This is a genomic window from Streptomyces sp. Isolate_45, assembly GCF_024721315.2.
In the GTDB taxonomy this organism is placed as follows: domain Bacteria; phylum Actinomycetota; class Actinomycetes; order Streptomycetales; family Streptomycetaceae; genus Streptomyces.
Genome location: NZ_JANFAK020000007.1, coordinates 55,747 through 76,868 on the forward strand (window position 1 = coordinate 55,747; position 21,122 = coordinate 76,868).

General features: G+C 73.2%; 20 protein-coding genes. 8 read left to right on the forward strand and 12 right to left on the reverse strand.

All coding sequences use genetic code 11. The features are described from left to right. The first annotated feature begins 2 nt into the window (after positions 1-2). Positions 3-743: a DUF6193 family natural product biosynthesis protein gene (locus NOD94_RS04350; RefSeq protein WP_281204330.1), complete on the forward strand. Its 741-nt coding sequence runs from the start codon at positions 3-5 to the stop codon at positions 741-743. Between the two features lie 158 nt (positions 744-901). On the opposite strand, the gene NOD94_RS04355 is transcribed toward NOD94_RS04350, so the two are convergent. Then, positions 902-1,129 carry a hypothetical protein gene (locus tag NOD94_RS04355; RefSeq protein WP_281204331.1) on the reverse strand — a complete coding sequence of 76 codons (228 nt, stop codon included), beginning with the start codon at positions 1,127-1,129 and terminating at the stop codon, positions 902-904. A 100-nt stretch (positions 1,130-1,229) separates the two neighbouring features. Between NOD94_RS04355 and NOD94_RS04360 the strand changes: the two genes are divergently transcribed. Both NOD94_RS04360 and NOD94_RS04365 read left to right on the forward strand, forming a co-directional pair. After that, positions 1,230-1,607, forward strand: a complete 378-nt coding sequence (locus tag NOD94_RS04360; RefSeq protein ID WP_281204332.1) for a VOC family protein — start codon at positions 1,230-1,232, stop codon at positions 1,605-1,607. A 99-nt stretch (positions 1,608-1,706) separates the two neighbouring features. Continuing rightward, complete coding sequence (locus tag NOD94_RS04365; RefSeq protein WP_281204333.1) at positions 1,707-2,084, forward strand: DUF4180 domain-containing protein; 378 nt, start codon at positions 1,707-1,709, stop codon at positions 2,082-2,084. Positions 2,085-2,151: 67 nt separating this feature from the next. Here the strand turns inward: NOD94_RS04365 and NOD94_RS04370 are convergent, their stop codons facing one another. Together NOD94_RS04370 and NOD94_RS04375 are read right to left on the reverse strand one after the other, a co-directional pair. Beyond that, complete coding sequence (locus NOD94_RS04370) at positions 2,152-2,961, reverse strand: CAP domain-containing protein (RefSeq protein WP_281204334.1); 810 nt, start codon at positions 2,959-2,961, stop codon at positions 2,152-2,154. A gap of 445 nt (positions 2,962-3,406) precedes the next feature. After that, entirely contained in the window at positions 3,407-3,826 is a 420-nt protein-coding gene (locus NOD94_RS04375) for a hypothetical protein (protein WP_281204335.1), read from the reverse strand. Positions 3,827-3,997: 171 nt separating this feature from the next. On the opposite strand from NOD94_RS04375, the gene sigJ reads away from it, so the two are divergent. Beyond that, on the forward strand, positions 3,998-4,951 hold the full coding sequence (gene sigJ / locus NOD94_RS04380; RefSeq protein WP_281204336.1) for an RNA polymerase sigma factor SigJ: 954 nt from the start codon (positions 3,998-4,000) through the stop codon (positions 4,949-4,951). Between the two features lie 57 nt (positions 4,952-5,008). Here sigJ and NOD94_RS04385 read toward each other — a convergent pair whose 3' ends face one another. Continuing rightward, positions 5,009-5,527, reverse strand: coding sequence for a hypothetical protein (locus NOD94_RS04385; RefSeq protein WP_281204337.1), 519 nt, complete (start codon positions 5,525-5,527; stop codon positions 5,009-5,011). Positions 5,528-5,639: 112 nt separating this feature from the next. Between NOD94_RS04385 and NOD94_RS04390 the strand changes: the two genes are divergently transcribed. Next, positions 5,640-5,981, forward strand: a complete 342-nt coding sequence (locus tag NOD94_RS04390) for a hypothetical protein (protein ID WP_281204338.1) — start codon at positions 5,640-5,642, stop codon at positions 5,979-5,981. Positions 5,982-6,187: 206 nt separating this feature from the next. Here NOD94_RS04390 and NOD94_RS04395 read toward each other — a convergent pair whose 3' ends face one another. Further along, a complete protein-coding gene (locus NOD94_RS04395; protein WP_281204339.1) occupies positions 6,188-7,750 on the reverse strand; it encodes a DUF4139 domain-containing protein in 1,563 nt (520 codons plus the stop codon). Positions 7,751-7,758: 8 nt separating this feature from the next. Beyond that, the gene (locus NOD94_RS04400) at positions 7,759-9,798 is read right to left on the reverse strand and encodes a DUF4139 domain-containing protein (protein WP_281204340.1); all 2,040 of its coding nucleotides are present in this window, start codon (positions 9,796-9,798) and stop codon (positions 7,759-7,761) included. Positions 9,799-9,997: 199 nt separating this feature from the next. Here NOD94_RS04400 and NOD94_RS04405 point away from each other — a divergent pair, with 199 nt between their 5' ends. The 3 genes from NOD94_RS04405 to NOD94_RS04415 all read left to right on the forward strand — a co-directional run bounded on the left by NOD94_RS04405 (position 9,998) and on the right by NOD94_RS04415 (position 13,399). After that, positions 9,998-10,954 (forward strand): helix-turn-helix domain-containing protein, encoded by a 957-nt coding sequence (locus NOD94_RS04405; protein ID WP_281204341.1) that lies wholly within the window; start codon positions 9,998-10,000, stop codon positions 10,952-10,954. 189 nt (positions 10,955-11,143) lie between these two features. Then, positions 11,144-12,142: a type I glyceraldehyde-3-phosphate dehydrogenase gene (gene gap / locus NOD94_RS04410; protein WP_281204342.1), complete on the forward strand. Its 999-nt coding sequence runs from the start codon at positions 11,144-11,146 to the stop codon at positions 12,140-12,142. 195 nt (positions 12,143-12,337) lie between these two features. After that, entirely contained in the window at positions 12,338-13,399 is a 1,062-nt protein-coding gene (locus tag NOD94_RS04415; RefSeq protein WP_281204343.1) for a helix-turn-helix domain-containing protein, read from the forward strand. A 9-nt stretch (positions 13,400-13,408) separates the two neighbouring features. On the opposite strand, the gene NOD94_RS04420 is transcribed toward NOD94_RS04415, so the two are convergent. The 6 genes from NOD94_RS04420 to NOD94_RS04445 form a co-directional block, all read right to left on the reverse strand. Then, the gene (locus NOD94_RS04420; RefSeq protein ID WP_281204344.1) at positions 13,409-14,116 is read right to left on the reverse strand and encodes an SDR family oxidoreductase; all 708 of its coding nucleotides are present in this window, start codon (positions 14,114-14,116) and stop codon (positions 13,409-13,411) included. A gap of 91 nt (positions 14,117-14,207) precedes the next feature. After that, the gene (locus NOD94_RS04425; RefSeq protein ID WP_281204345.1) at positions 14,208-15,353 is read right to left on the reverse strand and encodes a 50S ribosomal protein L11 methyltransferase; all 1,146 of its coding nucleotides are present in this window, start codon (positions 15,351-15,353) and stop codon (positions 14,208-14,210) included. A gap of 3 nt (positions 15,354-15,356) precedes the next feature. Continuing rightward, positions 15,357-15,836, reverse strand: coding sequence for a VOC family protein (locus tag NOD94_RS04430; protein WP_281204346.1), 480 nt, complete (start codon positions 15,834-15,836; stop codon positions 15,357-15,359). A 1-nt stretch (position 15,837) separates the two neighbouring features. Further along, positions 15,838-18,174, reverse strand: coding sequence for a hypothetical protein (locus NOD94_RS04435; RefSeq protein ID WP_281204347.1), 2,337 nt, complete (start codon positions 18,172-18,174; stop codon positions 15,838-15,840). Next, on the reverse strand, positions 18,164-20,638 hold the full coding sequence (locus tag NOD94_RS04440; protein ID WP_281204348.1) for a lantibiotic dehydratase: 2,475 nt from the start codon (positions 20,636-20,638) through the stop codon (positions 18,164-18,166). The genes NOD94_RS04435 and NOD94_RS04440 overlap by 11 nt, the downstream gene beginning before the upstream one ends. A 91-nt stretch (positions 20,639-20,729) precedes the next feature. Further along, entirely contained in the window at positions 20,730-21,074 is a 345-nt protein-coding gene (locus NOD94_RS04445) for a hypothetical protein (RefSeq protein ID WP_281204349.1), read from the reverse strand. Positions 21,075-21,122: the final 48 nt, after the last annotated feature.

Sequence of the window (21,122 nt, forward strand, 5' to 3'; positions counted from 1 at the left end):
CCGTGATCACACCTGCGGACCCAGCCGTCCTGTACCCCGAGACAGCGGCCCACGGAAGTCTCGCCGCGGCGCTCCGGGCCGTGGCGGGCGGCCGTCTCGACGCCGTACGACTCACCACCCCGAAGTTCGCCCCGCTGCGCGCCGTCACGGTCGGCTGCCCCCTGCCGCACCGCAAACCCCTGCGGGTCAGTGCCGGCGCCCACGAACGGCACTGGTCGATCCGTGGCAACGACGGGTTCGAGGACGTGCCGGTCATCGACGGCAGGACCGACGACCTGGCGCAGGTCGCCGAGGCGGCGGCGGCATGGCACGACGGGGTGGCGCTGCGCGAGATCCGGCGGGCGGCCCCGTTCGTCCACCTGACAGGCCGCTTCGAGGTACCGGACCTCAATCCGGCGGACATGGCGGAGAGCGCGTGGCAGCACCTGCTCACCGAGGCGAGCGAGCTGGAGTACGCCTGGCGCCCCGCCTACCAGGCCCTCGTCGAGGCGGCCCGCGCCGAGCCGGCGCTGCGTCGGCTCTACCCGTTCACCAGCCACTGGACGCTGCGCTTCTCGACCAGGACGCGCCCCCGCCTCACCGTCGTCGGTGCGTCGCTGGTGACCCACGCCGCCGACCGGTACTCGGTGGCCGAGGGTTTCCCGAACGAGGGCGACCCCGTGTTCCCCACAGCGGCCGAGGCGGTGGCCGCGGCCGTACGGCGTCTCCCGCCGGGCCTCGGCCCGGTCGCACTCGGTTGCTGACGCGGCCCCGCCGCCGGACTCCTCATCCGGCTCCGATCAGGATCGGACGAACAGAGCCGAGAAGAAAGCGAGTTCACCCGGGAAACCCGCACCACCGCCGGCTCGCGCGTGCGCACCGGCCGGTCCCGAACGGCGGGCGGCCGGGACGACGCGGTCGATCAGGCCGGCCGATAGACGGCCCGGTCCGGATCCGGCCGCACGAGGACCCCGTCCTCCGCGAGGTCGCGGAGGTGGCGGCGGGCCTCCTTGCCGGCGGCCTCATCGACCGTCGGCTCGTAGCCCGCCAGGCGGAGGGCCAGTACCGCACGCTCCGTGTCCCAGGTACCGCCCAACGCCCCGATCACCGCGGCGAGTGCCTGTTTGTGCGTGAGCGGCTTCTCGGTCATCTCGTCCTCCCTTTGGCCTACCCCCACACCCTGGCACACGACGCCCCGGCCCGAGGGGCTTCCGGCGCACGTGGGAGCTGCTTCCCGCATGCTGGCACTCATGTCGATCGAACCGTTCAAGATGAGGTTGCGCGCCATCACCCTCGACTGCCCCGATCCGCAGGCACTGGCCGCGTTCTACGAGCAGGCCACCGGCCTCGAACCACATCCGGCATCCGACGCCGACTTCGCGGGTCTCAACGGGGAAGCCGGACTGTTCATAGGGTTCCAGCGGGTGGCCGACCACCGGGCCCCTCGCTGGCCGGACCCGACCGCACCCCAACAGATCCACCTCGACTTCGCGGTCGAAGACCTGGACGAAGCCGAGGCCCGGCTGATCGAGCTGGGGGCGAGCAAGCCGGCGCACCAGCCCGACGAGGACAGGTGGAGGGTGCTCACCGATCCGGCCGGGCATCCGTTCTGCCTGGTCGGAGAGTAGGTGACAGGGCGGAACCGACGTCCCCGGACCCGGGGGCGGGTCTGACGGGGGTGCAGATCGGTCGGCTTGGGGGCAGCCGCGGAACTACCCTCGGACTCCATGAGTACCTTGCTGACCATCCATGACGTTCCTGTGTTCACCTGCGCACCCGACGGTGACACCATCCGCTGCGAAGCCGACGCCCTGGACCTCATCGGCAACGCCGGCTATCAGGGCGCGCGGTGGGTGGTCATCCCCGCGGAACGCCTCGACGACGAGTTCTTCCGGCTGAGCAGCCGCGTCGCGGGCGACATCGTCCAGAAGTTCGCCAACTACGGCATGGGGCTCGTCGTCCTCGGCGACATCACCCGCCACACCGGGGTCAGTTCGGCCCTGCGTGACTTCGTCCGCGAGTGCAACCGGGGACGTCAGACCTGGTTCCTGGCGGACACCGCGGAGCTCCGGGACCGCCTGCGGAACGGGACCGCCGCCGGCTGATCGCCGAGCGCCCGGGGCGGGGACGCGAGTGAGCGTCCCCGCCCCGGGCGGGGAGCGGTGGGGCGTGTCAGCGCGTGGCGCCGAAGGCCTGCGTCCAGTAGGAGTTCGGCTGGGCCAGCCCGACGCCGATCTCCTTGAACGCGCAGTTCAGGATGTTCTTCTTGTGGCCGGGGCTGTTCATCCAGCCGTTCATGACCTGCTCCGGCGAGCTGTACCCGTAAGCGACGTTCTCGCCGTACGTGCTCCAGTTGTAGCCGGCGCGGGTGATGCGTTGGCCCGGGTCGGAGCCGTCCGATCCGGTGTGCGACATGTTGCTGTGGGAGGCCATGTCCTGGCTGTGGTTCTGCGCGGCCGCCGTCAGCTTGTCATTGACCGTGAGAGCCGAGCATCCGGCCTTGGCGCGTTCCTGGTTGACGAGGGCCACCACCTGGGCCGTCGGCCCGGATCCGGGGGCGGTGGGCGGCTTCTGCCCGGTGGGCGGGCTCGTCGGCTCGGCCGGCTTCGTCGGCTTGGTCGGCACCTGGGGCTTCGTCGCCGTAGGGGGCTGAGCGGGGGTGGTGCTCGGCTGCGTCCGCGGCGGGGCCGGTGAGGTCCGTACGACGGGCACGGTCGCCCCGGTGTCGCCCGCACCGGTCGGATCCGTCGGGGTGGGGCCGGGGCTCTGGGTCGACTCGGTGGGGGAAGCGACGCCGGGGAGGGGCACGTCGGGGACCGAAGCGCTGTAGGAAGGGCGCGCGGAGGGCTTCTGGGAGGCGCGGGACGAGCTCCCGTCCGTGTCCAGGCATGCCATGGCGGCGGTGGGTATGCCCACGACGCCGAGCGTCACGGCGGCGATCGATATCTTCCTGTAGTGCGTCGTCTTGCGGTGCCTCTGCATACGTGACCTGACCTCACTTGGTTCCTGCGAAGCGTCCTGCGCCCCTGGCTGCGGGAGCGCCGGGTGAGCCGCCATTCTTGGAAGCCCCCCAACGGGCCGGCAAGTCTCGCCGCCGGCCCGAGCGTCAGCGGTGCGCACCGGGCTTGAAATGACCGGACGATCGTGCCTGCCGCGCGGGCCGAGGCCAGTTTGAGATCATTGACGGATATTCAGAAACCGTTTTGACGAGCGATGTTGCTCATTGCCGTCCCACTATTCGAGATGCTCATTTCGGCGGAGAGGGGAATGTCGACCGTCGGCGGGCAAATGGTGACATGTCAGGGACCCTCATGCGGTCGTAATGGTTCCGTGATCCAAGGGGGCCCTGTGGCGCATGTCACTGTTTGGTCGGGCCCGTCGGGGAACCACCGTCCGGAACTCCCGCAGGCGGAGGTGCGCGCCGCGGCTACGCACGGGCCTCGGTGGAGCGCCGCGGCAGGTAGGGGGACAGCGTCCAGGCCAGCGCCAGCAAGCTGAGGCCGAACATCAGGATGCCCAGGGGGACATGGACCGACGGTACGTGGGCGATGCCCAGCACCACCTGCACCGAGGCCAGGACGAGGAAGCCGGACGCGTAGAGGATGGGACGCGGCGATCTGCCGCCCGGTCGCCAGGCGAGGACCGCGGCGAGCACGTACAACATCGAGGCGCCGTACATGACGCGCGATCCGACGTCGTGCAATACCCCGCCGAGGGACGAGGACAGCAGCATCCCGGCGGTGACCGCCTGGAAGAAGAGGGCCGCGGTCTGCAGGAAGACCGAGACGCGCAGGAACGTCGCGAGGTGGTGGTGGCGTGCTGTAGTGGTCGTTCGGGTGATGGCCATGATGTGGTCCCCTCTTCTGCCTCGTGGCAGTGGATCTGTACTGTCCTGATGACCCGACGAGATGGGCCCGCGAAATGTGAGGCGCGACCGCCTGCCTCACGATCCGGCGCGCTGTTTCGTCGAAGTGGCGAGAGCGGAACCGGACGAGAGAACCAAGGAGAGGCCGCCACCATGAGCACCCCATCCGAGGCGCGGCACGAGCGGTCCGAGCCGGACCTGAGCGCGGTCGTCGGCGAGCGGCGGCAACTGATCAACCTCGCCTACCGGCTGCTCGGTTCGCTGGCCGAGGCCGAGGACGCCGTACAGGAGACCTACGCCCGCTGGTACGCGATGTCGCGGGAGCAGCAGGAGGCCATCGCGGCGCCCGGTGCCTGGCTGACCACGGTCGCCGGTCGCATCTGCCTGGACCTGCTCCGCTCTGCGCGGGTGCGGCGCGAGAGCTACGTCGGCGCCTGGATACCCGAGCCGCTGCCCGACCGCAGGGAGTGGATCAGCGGTTCGGCCGGTGGCGGCGCGGCCCAATCGGCCGACCCCGCGGACCGGGTCACCCTGGACGAGTCGGTGAACATGGCGTTCCTCGTCGTACTGGAATCGATGACGCCGGCCGAACGTGTGGCGTTCGTCCTGCACGACGTGTTCCGGTACCCCTTCGCCGAGGTAGCCGCCATCGTCGGGCGGACGCCGGCGGCCTGCCGACAACTGGCCTCATCGGCCCGCCGCCGCATCGGCGCGGCGCGGGCACCGGCGGCCGCGACGGCCGGACAGGCCGGTCTGGTGCGGAACTTCAAGGAAGCCTGGGAGGCCAAGGACATCGAGGCCCTCGTCGGGCTCCTCGACCCCGATGCGACCATGACCGCCGACGGCGGGGGGATGGTCGGCACCGTCCTCCACCCGGTTCTGGGCGGCGAGAACGTCGCCGCCTACCTGATCCACATCGCCGACAAGGCCCCTGGGCTGACGCTCCTGGAACGCACGGTCAACGGCCGGCCCGGTCTGGTCGCCCAGCACGCCGGGACCACGGTCACGGTGGCGGCCTTCAGCCTCGCCGACGACCGGATCACCCACATCTGGGCGATCCGCAACCCGGAGAAACTCCGCCCGTGGACCGACCGCGGCCGGAGCTGAGCCGCTTCCCCGTCCGGGGGAGCGCGATCCACCTCCGGACCGACGTGTCCATGGCGGTCATCCTCGCCCGGACGGCCGGGTCGGCGGCAGCGGCGTGCTGGTACCGCGCTCGGACTTCGTCGCAGTGGCGCAGCTCGTGACGAAGCCCGAGAAGGTGGGTGCCACGACCCGCCACCGGCACCGATCGGGGTCCGTCCAGTAGTCACTGCCGACAACGCGGGGATCCGAAGGATCGGTCCGGTAGTCGAGTGCCAGGGCGCCGTCATCACCGGGGTTGCGGGTGATGGCGATCAGCACCGCCTGTTCGACGTCGAGCCACGGCAGTTCGAGCGGGGCGGTGCCCCTGCTTCCGCGGGCCTGGCGAAAGTAGCCGGCGCTCGGATCGTCGGCGACGATGTCCATCGATCGGGACGCGAACGCCATCTGCTCCGGGTCCGCCACGAAGGCGAGCGGGTCCTCGAACCACGGGACGACCTTCGCAAGCACCGCGTCACCCGGGTGCCTCCAGAGACCGCGGTCGATGAGGGATGTCAGCGGGGCGGGCAGGGGAAGTCCCCGGACTGTCGCAGGTGCCATGGTCCGAGCTTCGCACGGCAAGGGCGAGTGGCCCGTCGCGCACGCCTTGGACGGCTCACGTGCAGCTGCCTACGATGCGGCGAACGGTACTGAATCGGGGAGGAATCGCCGCATGCTCGGCTGGAACATCACGGTATCGACGTTGAGCCCCGCGGAGATGGCCGAAGCCACGCCCCCGACCGAAGCGGCGGCGACGTTGGCGTTCTGGTCCGTCAGACCGTTCGGGACGGACTGGCTCCGGGACCTTGAGCTCGCGGGCAAGGCGAAGGAACTGTTGAACGGCGGCTACCCGTGCCGGTACGTCGTGCGCGCCGGTGACCTGCTGCCCCTGCTCGCCGATGGGCCCCCGATCGGGCGCGGCGACGTGGTGCTCTCCGCGTCGATGTCCCCCGATCGAATGGCCGCGTGCACGGAGGACCAGATGCTGACCGTCGACGCCTGGGACCAGTCGTGACCGCGTCGACGTGACGGCATTGCCGCAGCGGCGGCAGGTGCCGCCCCCGCGCCGCACCTGCTCCGCGAGACCGGCTGACCTGCGCCGGGCTGCTCCCGCCGCTGCGGATGCCCACGAGATGCCCGACCCGAGCCGCGTCATCACCGTCGACCCGGCCTGACCGGTACCACCCACCGTCGTCCGGTGCCCGGCCCGGCCGTCGGGCCTCAGAGCCCGACGACCTTGGCGCTCGCCGACAGCTCGTAGACCAGGGTGACCGAACGGCGGCCGCCGGGCGGGAGCGTCACGTCCCAGCGGGCGATGCCATCGGCATCGACCGCGTCCGGAGCCGGGGAGCACGCTTCCCGGCGCAGGCGCACCTCCACCGCCGAGACCTCCGACACGGGGATCCGTTCCCGGACGGCGACGACCCGGTCATCCTGTTCCCCGGGCGCCGAGAACCGGGAGAGGTGCAGCCGCACCGTGCGGGTGACCAGGGTTCGCTGGGTGATCCCCACCGATTCGCGGGACTCCTCGGCGTGCCGGACCACCCGGTGGTCGTCACGGCTGCCGAAGGCGAGCTCGAAGGCGGCGCCGGCAGCGGTGAAGTCCAGCGTGCCACGACCGCTGAACCCGCTGCCGCGCACCAGGTGCACGGGGCCCGCGAGCAGCGCGTGGCCCGACCGGTTGTCACACCGCACCACCTGCGTCACCAGTGGGGACAGCTCGGGCGAACAGGCGTACTCGCTCCTCGCGGCCGCCGTGAAGGAGGAGATCGGCACCCGCTGCGCGCGCCCGTCCGCAGGCACCGAAACCGGTACGGGGGAGCTCAACACCCGGGCCTCGCCGCCGTCGTCCACCCCCGGCAGGCCGAGCACGGGGGCCGCGCCGAGGTCGCCGATCTCCTCCTCGCGCAGCTCCACGTCGACGGTGCGGCGCTCCGCGGCCGAGCGGTCCTTCAGCGTCAGCCGGTCCTCGGTCAGTCGCGGGGGATCGCCGGCCAGCGCCGACCGGGCCGTCGACAACGTCAGCCGTACGTCGGACCAGTCCTCCCCGGTGCGCTGCCAGACGACCGCGTCGGTCTCCAGCGTCAGGGAGTCCCCGTCGAGCACCGCCCGGTAGGCGGGCCGCCACAGCGCGCACGGGGTGAGGTGGCTCAGCCGCAACCGGACCGGCCCGGCGACCGCGGCGTCCACGGTCAGCTCGACGTGACCGACCAGCTCGGCGGGTTCCTCCTCGGCGAGGTCCAAGGCGCCTTGGACGTGGCGGAGTTCGACGGAGAGCACGGCCAGCCGTGCCTCCACCGCCCGGAGTTGTTCGCCGCACGCGTCGCGTTCCTCGTCGACGCGGTCCAGTTCGCGGTTCCAGCGGTCCCGTTCGGGCTCTCCGGCACCGGCACCCTCGCCGATGTCCCGCAGCAGGTCCGAGGCGAGGCGGCCGAGCGCGTCGAGCCGGGCCCGCAGCCGGTCCCGTCGCTGCCCGAGGGCGGTCCGCTCCTCCTCGATGGCGTGCTCGCGGTGGCGCACGGCCGAGTCGTCCACGGTGGGCGGCAGCGGGGCGCGCGGGGTCCACGCGCGGACGATCCGTACGTCGAGCACGGTCGCCGTGTGCTCGGCGATCAGCTCTGCGTGGAGGGTGCGGTCGACCGCCAGCGCGGTGACCGGTCCCAGACGCAGCCGCTGGACCCCGGCCTCCAGATCGAGGACGGCGGTGCGCTCGATGTGGGCGCGGTCCTCCAGACAGGTGACGGCGGTGACGGGCAGGGCGATCGGCTTCGGGGCCGTGGACATGGTGTGCTTCAGCTCCTGCGGTTGCCGTCGACGAGGGCCTTGCCGGCCGGGATGCGGATCTCGTAGCCGCCTTCGAGGGCGGTGGTGCCGCCGGCGGGCAGTTCCACGCGCCAGACCCGAGTACCCGGAGCGTGGTGTTCCGGAGCGCCGTCCTCGGGTGGGGTCCAGTCGGCCCGTTCCTCGATGCGGACGTCCGCTTCGGAGGTGACGGGCACCCGCTCACGGACCTCGACGGTGACCGCTCCGGCGAGCCGGTTCGCCACCTCGACGTGGACCCGGTGGTCCAGGACGGTGACGTTGTTGCGCAGTCCGGCCGTCGACTCGTGCAGGTTCGTGCGACGGGTGACGCGGATCCCCTCCGCCGCACCGAGCCCCACCCGGCGGACACCGCCGGGGGCGAGCGTCGGCAGCGCGGCGGTCAGCAGGAACTCGTCGTCCACGATGACCTCCACGGGGCCGGCCAGCAGAGCCTGACCGGTGGCGTTGGAGAGGACGAGCGTCGCGTACACGGTCTGCTCGACGGACGGCACGCAGAGGTACTCCGTGCGCAGCCCGACCGGGATGTCGGTGACGGTGACGGTGTGCCAGGTTCCGTCCGACGGTACGTCCGCGCGGGCGGCGGCGTCGAACCGGTGATCGAAGGAACCCGCCGACTCGCGGGGCCGCACCGCGTGCCCGGGCAGCGGCAGCGCGGCCACCGTTTCGGCGCGGCGGCGGTGTTCGGCCGCCACCGGGTCGACGGGCGGGTTCGGGAACAACCTGCCCCGCCGGCCGGCCGGCTCCTCGGGACCCCGCAGGACGAGCGCCGCGTAGTCGAGTTCGGCGCCGCTCGGCTGCGGCGGACCGACGGGTGGGGCCGGCCGGGGCGCGGCCATGCCGGGAGCCGCCGGAGCCATGGCGCCGGCGGCGACGGACCTGGGGCCGCCCGGCCTCGCGGCCGATCGCGCCCGTGCCGGCTGCGCGAAGGCCTGCGCCCCGCCACCGACGAACTCCGGGGCGCCGCCGGGCACGGGAAGCGCGGACGGCGGCGGCGGACCGCCGTAAGCCTGCGGTGGCGGTGGCGGTGCCGGTGCCGGGGGCGGGGGAGCCTGTACGGGGGCGGCACCGGCCCTCGCGGGTACGGGCACCGGGCGGGGACCGGCGGTCGCGTATCCGGCGAACAGGTCCGCGAGGCCGGCCGGGGGCTCCCGCCAGCCGGACGGCGCCGGATCGGGCTGCCGACGTCCGATCCGGACCGAGCGGAGCTTCGGCAGGTCGGTCCGGCGGCGGAGGTCGGCGGTGGCCAGGGCGATCCGTACGCCGGTCCAGTCCTCCCCGGTGCGCTGCGCGACCGAGGCACGCAGCACCAGACGGCCCGTGCCGTCCCCCTGACGGTGGGTGAGACGGTAGGCCGGCACCCAGACGACGCCCGGCACCCCGTACTCCAGCTCCAGTTCCACCTCGGTGTCCGAGGCGCCGGCGCCGTCGAGGGTCAGGACCGCGCAGACCGTGGTCCCCACGTGCGCCGGCGGCGCGTCGGTGGAGGCGCGGGCGAGCCGGTCCGAGGCGACGGCGAGTTCGTGCCCGACCAGACCCAACGCCTCCTCCAGCTCGACGAGGCGGGCGTGCAGCCGCGTCAGCCGCTCGTCGACGAAGTCGGCGAGGTCCAACCAGGCGTCGACCGGCGTACGGCGGTGCGGATCGTCGCGCCTGCGCGGCGGTGGCACCGGTCGCAGCGCCCGCACCTCCTCGATCAGGCCCGACTGCCGGTCCCGGCGGGCCCGCGCAGCCGCGTGCTCCTCGGCCAGCCGCTCGACCTCGCGCCGCAACGCGTCGGGGGCGTCGGCGCCGAGGGGCTCGGCCTCGACCTCCACCCGGGCCTCCGTGACGCGCACCCCGGCGGATCCCACCACACCGGCCCGCAGCGAGCCCGGGTCCAGCGAACGGGGCAGGCCCGTCACGCGCACGCGGCCGTCCGGCGGCACGATGCCGCGCGCCACACGGCGACAGAGCGCGCCCTGCGCGTACACCACGACCGAGTCGAGGTCCGACCCCCACCTCTGTCCCACCCCAGCAGCCATACGTTCCGCCCCCTGTCACGTCCGTACCTGCCCGAAGCCTACGCCGGGGCACCGACAGGCCGACCCGGACCGGGCAACGCGGCCCGAGCCGCGCCCCGACACCGGTGTTCCACGCCGCCGAACACCACCGCGGCCCATCGAGCCCGGACCCGGACCCGGACCCGGAGCGGCGCGTAGGGTCGGAGGCGTGTCTGCCTCCCGCCTCCATCGTGTCGCCGTGCTCGTCCTCGAAGGTGCCAAGCCGCTCGACGTCGGGATCCCCGCGCAGGTCTTCACGACCCGCGCGAGCATGCCGTACGAGGTGCGGGTGTGCGGGGCGGCCCCGGGGCTGGTGGCCGGGGGCGACGGGCTCTCGTACCACGTGACGCACGGGCTGGAGGCGCTCGCGTGGGCCGACATCGTCTTCGTCCCCGGCTACCGCTTCCCGGACCGTGACGATCCGCCACGACCCGTCATCGACGCGTTGATCACCGCCCACGAGCGCGGCGCCCGGCTCGCCGCGATCTCGACGGGGGCGTTCGCGCTCGCCGCGACGGGCCTCCTCGACGGCAAGCGCGCCACGACCCACTGGCACTACGCTCGGGCCCTCGCGACGCGGCATCCGCTGGTCCGCCTCGACGAGAACGTCCTGTTCGTCGACGAGGGCAGCGTCCTCACCTCGGCCGGCGCCGCCTCCGGCATCGACCTGTGCCTGCACATCCTGCGCGGCGACCTCGGCGTGGCCGCCTCCAACCACGCCGCCCGGCGGCTGGTCGCGGCCCCCTACCGCAGCGGCGGCCAAGCCCAGTACGTGCCGCGCAGCGTGCCCGAGCCGCTGGGCGAGCGGTTCGCCGCCACCCGGGAGTGGGCGCTCCACCGGCTCGCCGAGCCCCTCACCCTGGACGGGCTCGCCCGGCACGCCGGGGTGTCGCCCCGCACGTTCTCGCGCCGCTTCGCCGACGACACCGGGTACACGCCCATGCAGTGGATCATGCGGGCCCGGATCGACCTGGCCCGCGAGCTGCTCGAACGCTCCGAGCGGGGCGTCGAGCAGATCGCCGCCGACGTCGGCCTCGGCACCGGCGCGAACCTGCGACTGCACTTCCAGCGCATCCTCGGCACGACCCCGACCGACTACCGACGCACCTTCACCCAGGGCGAGTGACCCACCACCGGGACCGGTGGCCCACCACGGGCACGCCGTCCGCGCGGCGGGACGCCGGTCGCACGCCACCGGTCGCCACACCGGTTGGCGGGACCCCTTTGGCGGGATCCTTTCGAACCATGGCGATCCCGCCTCTGTCGGGCGCGGACGCCGGGAGCGAACCTGGTGGCGAACGAAGGGACATCGCTCATGACTCGCATCGCCATCAACGGATTCGGCCGCATCGGCCGCAACGTGCTCCGCGCGCTCCTGGAACGCGACACCGACCTCCAGGTCGTCGCCGTCAACGACCTCACGGAGCCCGCCACCCTCGCCCGGCTGCTCGCCTACGACACCACCTCCGGCCGGCTCGGCCGCCCGGTGACCGTCGAGGGGAACACCCTCGTCGTGGACGGCCACCGCATCAAGGTGCTCGCGGAGCGGGAGCCGGAGCAGCTGCCGTGGGCGGAGCTCGGTGTCGACCTCGTCCTGGAGGCGACCGGCCGGTTCACCTCGGCCGAGGCCGCTCGCGGCCACATCAAGGCGGGTGCCCGCAAGGTGCTGGTCAGTGCGCCGTCCGACGGCGCCGACGTCACGCTCGCGTACGGGGTCAACTCCGACGCGTACGACCCGGCCCTGCACACGATCGTCTCGAACGCCTCGTGCACGACCAACGCGCTGGCGCCCCTGGCCGCCGTACTGGACGAGCTCGCCGGCATCGAGCACGGCTTCATGACGACGGTGCACGCCTACACGCAGGAGCAGAACCTGCAGGACGGCCCGCACCGCGACCCCCGCCGTGCCCGCGCCGCCGCCGTCAACATCGTGCCGACCTCGACGGGCGCGGCCAAGGCGATCGGCCTGGTCCTGCCGAACCTCGCCGGCAAGCTGTCGGGCGACTCGATCCGCGTACCGGTCCCGGTCGGCTCGATCGTCGAGCTCAACACCACCGTCGCCCGCGACGTGACGCGCGAGGACGTGCTGGAGGCCTACCGCGCCGCGGCGAGCGGACCCCTCGCCGGCGTGCTGGAGTACTCCGACGACCCGCTGGTGTCCTCCGACATCACGGGCAACCCCGCCTCGTCGATCTTCGACGCGGACCTCACCCGGGTCGACGGCCGCCACATCAAGGTCGTCGCCTGGTACGACAACGAGTGGGGCTTCTCGAACCGGGTGATCGACACGCTCACCCTCCTCGCCGCCGGCTGAGCAGCCGACAGCACCCGCCGCCGGGACTCCGGGGGGCCGCCACGGACGGCCCGACCGGAGCCCGCGCGCGTGCGGGTCGCCCGCCCCGGGACGCGCAGGCGAAGGCGTACGTCCGCCAACCGTCGGGCGCCCGGCCCCGATCGCGCGCCGACCGGCGCCCCCTCCAGCCGTCGCCGACGACCCATTCTCGGCGCCATGGAGACAATCGCGGTACGGCTGTCGAACCTGGACCCGCACGTCGAGGGCGCGATCCGCGTCGTCGTGTTCTACGACACCCTGATGCGCCGCCGGGTGGACCTGGCGGCACTCGCGCGGGCCTCGGCGGTCTTCGCCGAGTGCGTCGCCGGGATCCGGATCCACGGCACCGGACGGTCGATCCGCATCGCGGTCGACGGCAGACCGGCGTCCGACCCCCCGGCCCCCGCCTCCACCACGGCGCCGATCACCCTCGACGAGGAAGAGATCGGCACGGTGTGGCTGGAACGCCCCGGCGCACCCGGCCCGCTCGACGAGGTGCTCCTGGACCGGTTCGCCATCGCCGCCTCGGCCGCCGTCGAGCGGTACGGCCCAGCCCGTACGACCATGGCCGACCCCGCGCTCGTCGAGCTGGTGATCGGCGCGGACAGCGATGAGGCGGCCAGGGCCCGGGCGCTGCGCCTGCTGGGGTTCGCCGCCGACCTGCCGGTCCGCGTCGTCGCCGTACGGTCGCGGGAGCCGCTCGACCGGATCGGCGCCCTGGTGTGTCCGGGCCGCCCGGTCAAGGCGGCGGCACTCGCCGACGTCGGCGTGCTCCTGGCCACCCGGGTCGACCCGACCCGGTTCCCGGCCGGTGTCCGCGCCGGCATCGGCGCCGCCGCGAGCCCCGACCGGTCCTGGCGGCAGGCACGGACCGCCCTGCGCTTCACCGGCCCGCGCGAACCCGTCGTCCACCACCGTGACTTGGGCGCGCTGGCGCTGCCGGCCGAGATCCCGCAGGCGGCCGCGCGAGAGAACACCGACGTGGCCGCGGTCGCCCGACTCGCCGCCGTCCCGGAGGATCTGGAAACCCTGGACGCCTACTGCGCCACGGGATCCCTCCGCCAGGCCGCCGACCTCCTCCACCTGCACCACAGCAGTGTGGCCCGCCGGCTCGAACAGATCGCGAGGACGCTGGGCATCGAACTCACCGGAACCGGCGGGCACATCGGACTGATCCGGGCCCGGCTCGCCCTCACCGCGTGGCGACTGCTCGACCCGACGCCGGACCCGGCCGGGTGAGCGCCGGCGTCATCCGTCCAGGGCGGTGGGACGGACGATGATCTCGGCCGCCATCACGTCCGGGGGCGCGAACACCGTGGCGGCGATGACCGCCCCCACCGACTCGGGTCGCATGGCCCGTTCCTCGCCGGTGCCCGCGGAGTCGGTGGCCCCGGGGCTCACGGTGCTGACCCTGATCCCGTGGCGGTTCGCCTCAAGGGCCAGGACGCGCGTCATGGCGAGCAGACCCGCCTTCGCGGCGACGTAGGGGGCCATGAACGGGATCGCCGTGTGGGCGGCGGTCGACAGCACGTTGACGATGTGTCCGCTCCCCCCGGCGGCCATGTCGCGCACGGCCTGCTGGCTCAGCAGGAACGGGGCCCGCAGATTGACCGCGAGGAGGCTGTCCCACTCGGCGAGCGAGTACGCCTCGATCGGGGCGCGGCGCGTGTTGAAACCCGCGTTGTTGATCAGGACGTCGAGGCCGCCGAGCAGCCGCCAACCCGTCAGCCAGGCCCGCACGGTCGCTTCGGGATCCGCGAGATCGGTCGGTACGACGTGCACGTTCGCCGCGCCGGCCGCGCGGGCCTGCCCGGCGACCTCCCGCAACCGGCCCTCGGACCTGGCCACGAGGACGAGGTCGCACCGGCGGCGGGCCAGGGCAAGGGCGGTGTGCCTGCCGATGCCCTTGCCGGCTCCGGTGACGAGGACCCTGAGGCCGGCGTCGGTCAGCACCACGGAACTCCCTGGTTCGGCATCGGCGTGCGCGTCGGTGTGCGCCTCGGTGTCGGTCTCGGTGTCGGTCTCGTGCGGGGGCGGCTGCCACCGGTCACGGGCCGGTGAAGACGCCCCCGCGATGGCCCCGGTGCTCGGCGCGGACGACTGCGACGAACGCGGCGAGGTCGAGTCCGGCGGGCGGCTTCCGGTCCGGGACGAGAGCGGCGTACCGAGCGGGTACGGATCCGGCGGCCAGCTCGTCGAGGGCCGCGTCGTCACCGGCGGCGAACACCGCCAGGGCGCCGAGGGTCGGAGGGCAGCCGTCGAGACCCGTCCCGTCCCATCCGGCATTGGCCATCAGCGACGACTGCTCGGACCGCTGGACGACGGCCCCCTCGCGGACGACCTCGACGGCCCAGCAGGACAGCGTCGGCCCGAAGGACACCTCGGTACGGACCAGGTCCCCCGCGCGGACCTCGGCGGGCCGGTCCAGCGGGAAGAACCGGGTCCGGGCCATGGGCCTGCGCGTGCCGGGCTCGCTCCCGAGGGTCGCGCCCCCGCCCAGTTCGGCGTGGTACCAGCCGCACAGGCCGCTCAGCAGCCCGTCACGCTCGACGCGGAACGCGGGCGCGGAGCGGACGCGGCCGCCCGTGGCGGTGTCCAGCTCCAGGCTCCCGGCGCGGGCGCCCGCGGCCAGCCGGCGCCCGGGGGCGAGTTCCATGAGGACGGGCAGGTTGAAGGCCACCCGGCGGGTCGGGCCCAGCATCCCGGCGTACGGGTGGTCCTCGGTGAGGTCGAGCCAACGGGTCGCGTCGGGCGCCTCGACCGGGGACAGCCACACCGTCAGCCGCCGCGGCACCAGTCGCGCGGACGGTGCCCAACGGGCCCGGGCCGCGAGCAGTTCGTCCAGTTCCGAGCAGAGGCCGAAGAAGCCCAGCGCGTCGCAGACGATCGCGTCGACGGGCTCGCCGATGTCCAGCGCCGCCGAGTGGCCGGTGACGACCTCGATGACGTCCCCGAACCCGCCGGCCCGGGTGATCTGCCGGGCCAGCCGGGCCACGTCCGGGTTCACCTCCACCGCGATGACCCGTTTCGCCCCGGCCCGCGCGGCGAACACGGCGAGGATGCCGGAGCCCGTGCCGAGGTCGACCACCGTGTCCCCGGGCCGCACCGTCGCGTCGATCGCCACCCGGTACGCCTCCATCCGACGCGTGTCGCGCAGCAGCAGGTGGTGCGGCAGGAAATCGGCACCGGGCACCGTTCACACCTCCCCGTCGCCGACGTGCGTCCCACCGGCGGCGTCGAGCCAGCCCATCCCCATGTCGCGCGCGGTCAATAGGCGCGGTTCGCTCTGCAGCTCCCACAGGACGGCGAACGGGTCGGCGAACAGGAACCGGGTCGGCGAGGTCTCGCGGAGGTCCAACCCCATGCGCCCGACCTCGGCGAGCACCCGCGCGTACTCGCCGGGGGAGAGGAAGAGGCCCACATGGGTGGGCCTGCCCAGCTCACTGCCCACGTCCAGGGCCAGCGCCAGGTCGTCGCGGGTGAGCACGACCATCCTGATGTCCAGCCCGAGCGCCGCCGCCTCGTCCCAACCGATGGCCGGATCGAGGGAACGCCAGGAGCTGCCGTCGTGTATCTCCCGGACCAGGACGCCCATGCCGAAGCACCGCCGGTAGAACGTCTCGGCCGCTGCCAGGTCGGACACGGTCAGCCCGATGTGGGACGCACGGTAGGCCATCTCAACTCCGTCGGCTCGGCTGGGTCGGGAGGTCGGGGAGGTCCGGTTGCCCGGGTGGGTCGGGTGGTGGGGCGAGGGCGGTGAGGGCGCGTTCGTGGGTGGCGGTGGCGAAGCTGTCGTCGGTGGCCAGGTGAGCGAGCGAGAACGGCGTGGTGAGTTTGGCCTTCGGCCGGTCGAGGGCGATGCCCAGGAGCTCGTCGTGAGGGCCGAGTTCCGCCGGTCCGCGCTTCTCCGCGACCTCGCGGCGGGCGGCGGCGAACAGGTCCCCGACCGGCCCGGCCGACAGTGCCGCCGCCCGGTCGAGGGCTTCGACGGCCGCTTCGGTGTCCCCCGACTGGTAGTGCAGATGAGCGAGTTGACCATGGGCATGGGCCTCTCCCCGGGTGTGGCCGAGCCCGTGCGTCAGCTCCAGGACGGTGCGCTCCCAGCCGATCGCGGCGCGGTGGTCGCCCGACCGGCACGCCAGGTAGGCGCAGGCACGGGCGATGATGTCCATGTGGAACGTGTCGCGGAAGCGGCGTGCCACGGCGAGCGACGCGGCGGCGCACCGGTGGGCCCCCTCGATGTCACCCGTGTGCAGCAGCAGCCAACTCTCGCGGTACAGATAGGACTTGGTGAACGAGCCGCCGGTGAGCGAGTTGCTCCAGCCCGCCAGGCTCCGCCACGTGGTGAGCGCCGCGGCGTACTCGCCGCGGGCCTCCAGCAGGACGCTGAGGTTGTTGACGAGATTGATCCGAAGGTTGACGGACTGGGCGTCGCCCAGCGGCGACACGTCACCGATGGCGCTGCGGACCAGGTACTCGGCGTGGTCGAACCTCCCCTCCCGCCAGGCGACCATCGCCATCCCGTTGCGCAACCACCCCGATTCCAGCAGGGCGGGAGCCGAGGCCCGGCCGTGCAGGTGGCCGAGTCCCCTGCTGAACCACTGCGTGCCCAGGGGGATGCGGTCGCGCCGCTTCGCGGCGAGGAGGCCCTGGTAGTAGCAGACCTGTGCCAGCACCTCGGGGGCTTCGCCCTCCGCGTGGGCGGCGTCGAAGACGGATCCGGCGACCTCGTGGTTGTCGAGGTAGGCGTGGGTGAGACCGGTGAAGAGGAGTGCGGGCAGCCGCCCGCCCCCATGTCCGTTCGGAACACCGCCCGGGGCCAGCGCGATCCTCGCGCACAGCAACATCAACTCGTAGTTGAGCGTGAGCCCGTAGGAACGCTGCACGAGGCGGAGGGCGCGACGGGTCGCGGCATCGGGATCGCCCGCACCGGCCTCCAGGTGGGCGAGGAGCAGCTCGCGGCCCTCGCCGTCCTGCTCGGGCGGGGCCCCGGCGGTGGACGTACGGAGCCTCGCGACGAGTTCGGCGCACGCGCGCCGGTGCCCCTCGGCGCCGAGACGGTCACGGACGGCCCTGCGGACGGCGGGCACGAGGCTGAGCGCGGCCAGGCGCTCGGACAGCGGCTCGCCGAGCGCGGCGGCGAGCTCAGGATCACCGAGGAGCACCGCACGGACCAATGCGCGCCACTCGTCGGCGCCTCCCGCGTCCTCGGCCGTCCCGGCCACGACGGCTTCTGCCTCGGCTTCGCCTTCGAGGGCGCCGCCTTCGACCGTCCGGACCTCGACCGCGCCGACGGTGGTGAAGAACCTGGCCAACACCCGGCCCAGTTCGGCCTCGGCGTCCGTCCACCGCGCGAGCAGGGGGTCGGGGAGAGGCGGCACCGCCCACCGGGGGCGGGCAGCGCCGTCGTCCGCGCAGGTCACCATGACGAGGACGGGCCCCGGGCCCCGCGACACCCGGCACAGGTGCAGCAGGCACGCGAGGGTGTACCGGTCGACGAGCTCCGCGTTCTCCATCAGTACGAGGGGAACTTGGACCCGCTCCCGCCGCAGACCGGCGAAACCGAGACCGAGGACCCCGGCCGCGGAGCTGACCAGCCGGAAGAGCCGCTCGGAGTCACGGTGGAGCCGTCGTTTCGTGCCGCCGAGTGCGATCCGCGCCAGCGGCGGCGCGGCGGCGTACTCCGGTCGTTCATCCCGCAACTCCGGTAACAGAAAGGTGAGTTCGCAATCCCATGAGGTCAGGGGGCCGCCGTTCTCCCGTTCGGCACGGCTCAGCAGGGACCGGAGGAGGTTCCGGACCGGTCCGAACGCGGCCGGGGCGCTCGCGGCCACCGGGGGAGCGAGGAGGGGATGGCCGTGCCGCTCCGCCCAGCCGCGGAGCCGCTCGACGGCCCGGCGCGCAGCGGGGCCGACCGGCGCGCGCAACCGTACGACGACGGGGCCCGCGGCGGCCCGCAGCACCGCGTCCCGCAGGGTTTCCTCGAACGTGCCCGGAAGCCGCTCAGCCGTCACGGTCTCCGCCTCTCGTCCACAGGGTCCGCAGCTCGGTGCAGTACGCCCCACCGTTGCCGTTGCCGCTGCCGCTGCCGCCGTCGCGCAGCCACAGTTGCTCCGGGCCCGGCACCATCTCGCTCAGCACCGCACTGCCGGCCCGGCGCAGGGCCGCGGCGAGGAACTCCGCCGACAGCGCCGCCGCCAGGTTGACGCAGTACGGCTTGATCTCGCCGGGTATCCGGGCGAAGACGAAGTCGGGTATGCCGCGCACGCGTTGGCGCTCACGGATCCGGCGGAACTGTTCGAATCCCCCGCCTCCGGAACCGCTGCCGCCCTCGGCCCCGCACAACCAGTCGTCCGCCGTCACGTCCCATTCGGCGCGGAGCATCACCACGTCCCCGACCGAGACCCGCGGCCGGTCCGGCGTGCCTGCCGGGGCCGGTGCGGGGAAGAGGACGCGGGGTGCGGCGAACGCCCAGAGGTGTGCCTTGTCGTCGTGGTGGTGGAAGAAGCGCAGCCGTGTTCCGTCGGCCGCCTCCAACCACACCCGTTCCCCCGAGCCGCGCACGAGGAGGTCCGTGAGGGGGATGGTGCGTTCGGAGCGTCCGACCGGGGCATGTGCCTCGACGAACGTCCCCGCGAAGCCCTGGTGGATCAGGCCCTTGTGAGGACGGTCCGGGACGATGACGGCCAGTTCGGGGTACCCGATCCCGTTGAACAGTTCCGCCGTTTCGGCGAGCACCCGGTCGGCCCGGGGGTGGAAGTGGATCTGGGACCCCCACGGCATGACGTTCTCGCCGACCTCCCCCATCACCCACAACGCGCGGCCGACGGCCAGTTCATCGGGCCCCGTCGCGGCGGCGAAGAGGTCCACCGCGGCGTGCGCGGCCGGGGCGGGGCCCGGTACGAGGTCCGCGAGCGCGGTGAGGTCCTCGGGGCGGAGGTCGGCGACACCCTGATGGGTCCGTTCGGCGACCAATCGCTGCCATCGCAGCTCGAACGCACGCACCTCGCCGTCGCATGCGTCGGATCCCCCCGACGCGCTCGACGCACCCGACGCACCGGATCCGGCGGTACGCATCGACGTCATGACCCGAGCCAGTCGGGTGAAGGGGATCCGCTCCCCGTCCGCGGCGAGCGATCGGTAGGCGCGCACCGCCAGCGACCGGTACTGCCGACGCAGGAGCGTTCCGTACGCGGTGCACAGGTCCAGCGGCGCCCGCAGCCGGTGCTCGACGTGCTCGGCGAGGTCCCCGCCGATGGCGAACTCCTCGACGGCTCCCCGACATTCCTCGTAGAACAGGATGCGGTCGCCGTAGGCCCGCCCGGCGTTGTGCCGCGCGGGGCTGCGCGTCGTCCCGGTGAAGAAGGCCTCCGCCTCGGCGAGCACGTCCGCCCGCCCGGTGCCGGTGGCGGCCGCGAAGCGCGCCCGTAGCAGGTCCAGTTCATCCAGTACGGAGAGCCAGTGACCCCGGCGGGAACAGTCGGCGGGCAGCGCGTCCACCTGGTCGCGCAGCGCGGTGAGGGGATGGAAGACCGTCACGGGGACGCGCAGGGCCAGGTGGAGGACGCCGAGCCCGGCCAGCCGTTCCGCCACCGCCAGGGCGTCCGGTACGGACCGGTTCAGCGAGGCGGCGATGTCGACCGTCCGGCGTTCGCCGTCGACGGCGTCGAGGAGCCGCCGCTGCAACGGGGTCAGCACGGATGCCGTGCCCAGCAGGTCGATCACCACGTCGTTCGCCCGTACGTCGGCCAACGCGCTCCGGACGGGCACCAGGTACGGGCGGACGGCCGGATCCGCACCGATCGCCGTGGCGAGGGCGGCGACCGCCCAGTAGCCGACGAACACGGCGCGTTCCGTCGGAGCGCCGCCGGACGCGGTCCGGATCCGCAGCCCGGAGGTCGCCGGATCGACCGTGGCGATGTTCACCAGGCCGAGCAGACTGCTCACGTGGGTCTTGCCGGCCATGCGCTGGAGGTAGGCCACGAGTTTCGCCTCGGTGTGCCGGGTGCGGCTGCCGCGCCGGTCGGCCGACCAGGTGCGGACGTACCGGTCCAGGGCGGACGGCGCGAACGCGGGGTTCGTGGTGATCAGTGCCTCGCGGAACACCGGATCCAGTGCCGCGGTGTCCCGCAGCACGGCGCGGCCGGCGGCCAGTTCGGTCCGGTACCGGGCGGCGGCGTCGGCCAACAGCGTGGCGTGCCGGGCGATCCCGGCGTTCCAGTCGGCGGCGGCCTTGCCCGCCCCCAGCGGCTCCGCCAGGTCCTCCGGCACGGGTCGGTTCGCCGTCAGCAGCCTGCGGACCCTGCGGGCGGCGGACCGCAGTGCCGGGTCCCTGCGCCCGCCGACGCCGGCGAACACCCCCTCGCGCAGCACGGTGAGTTGCTCGGCGGCGAAATGGACGTCGTCCAGCGCCGCGACCGTGTCCGGAGACCGCAGGCACGCGAACCGGTCGAACGGCAGACCGGCCTGGTACAGCAACGCGTGTCCGAAGAGGAGCCAGGGGGCGGCGCCGGCGTCCGTTCCGCCGGGCCGCCCCCTGCCCCCTAGTGGTCGTCCGACACGTTCTCCACTACCAGACGACAGCACTGGCGATGATGCCCTCGAAGCCGACGCGCAGCGGTCCGTGGCTCACGTCCGGACCCGGTGCGTCACCTCCCCGCAGACGGGCTTCGATCTCCTCGTCGATGCTGACGGCGGCCAACTCGCGGCCGTTCACGTCGACGTCGGTCTCGTAGAGGACGTTCAGCAGACCCGGGTCGACCCCGTCGCCCGGGTTGGTCGCCGAGCCCACCGGTACGGCGACGTTGAACCGTGTCCAGTCCTTGACGCGGAACTGCTCCAGCAGGCGCACCTGTTCGGGTACCAGGTCCACCTCGACCCCGATGAGTTCCGTTTTCTCCCTGTTCTCAGCCACTTCGGTTCCTGCCTCTCGTGATCGGCCTTGTCCGTGGTCGCGCGGCCG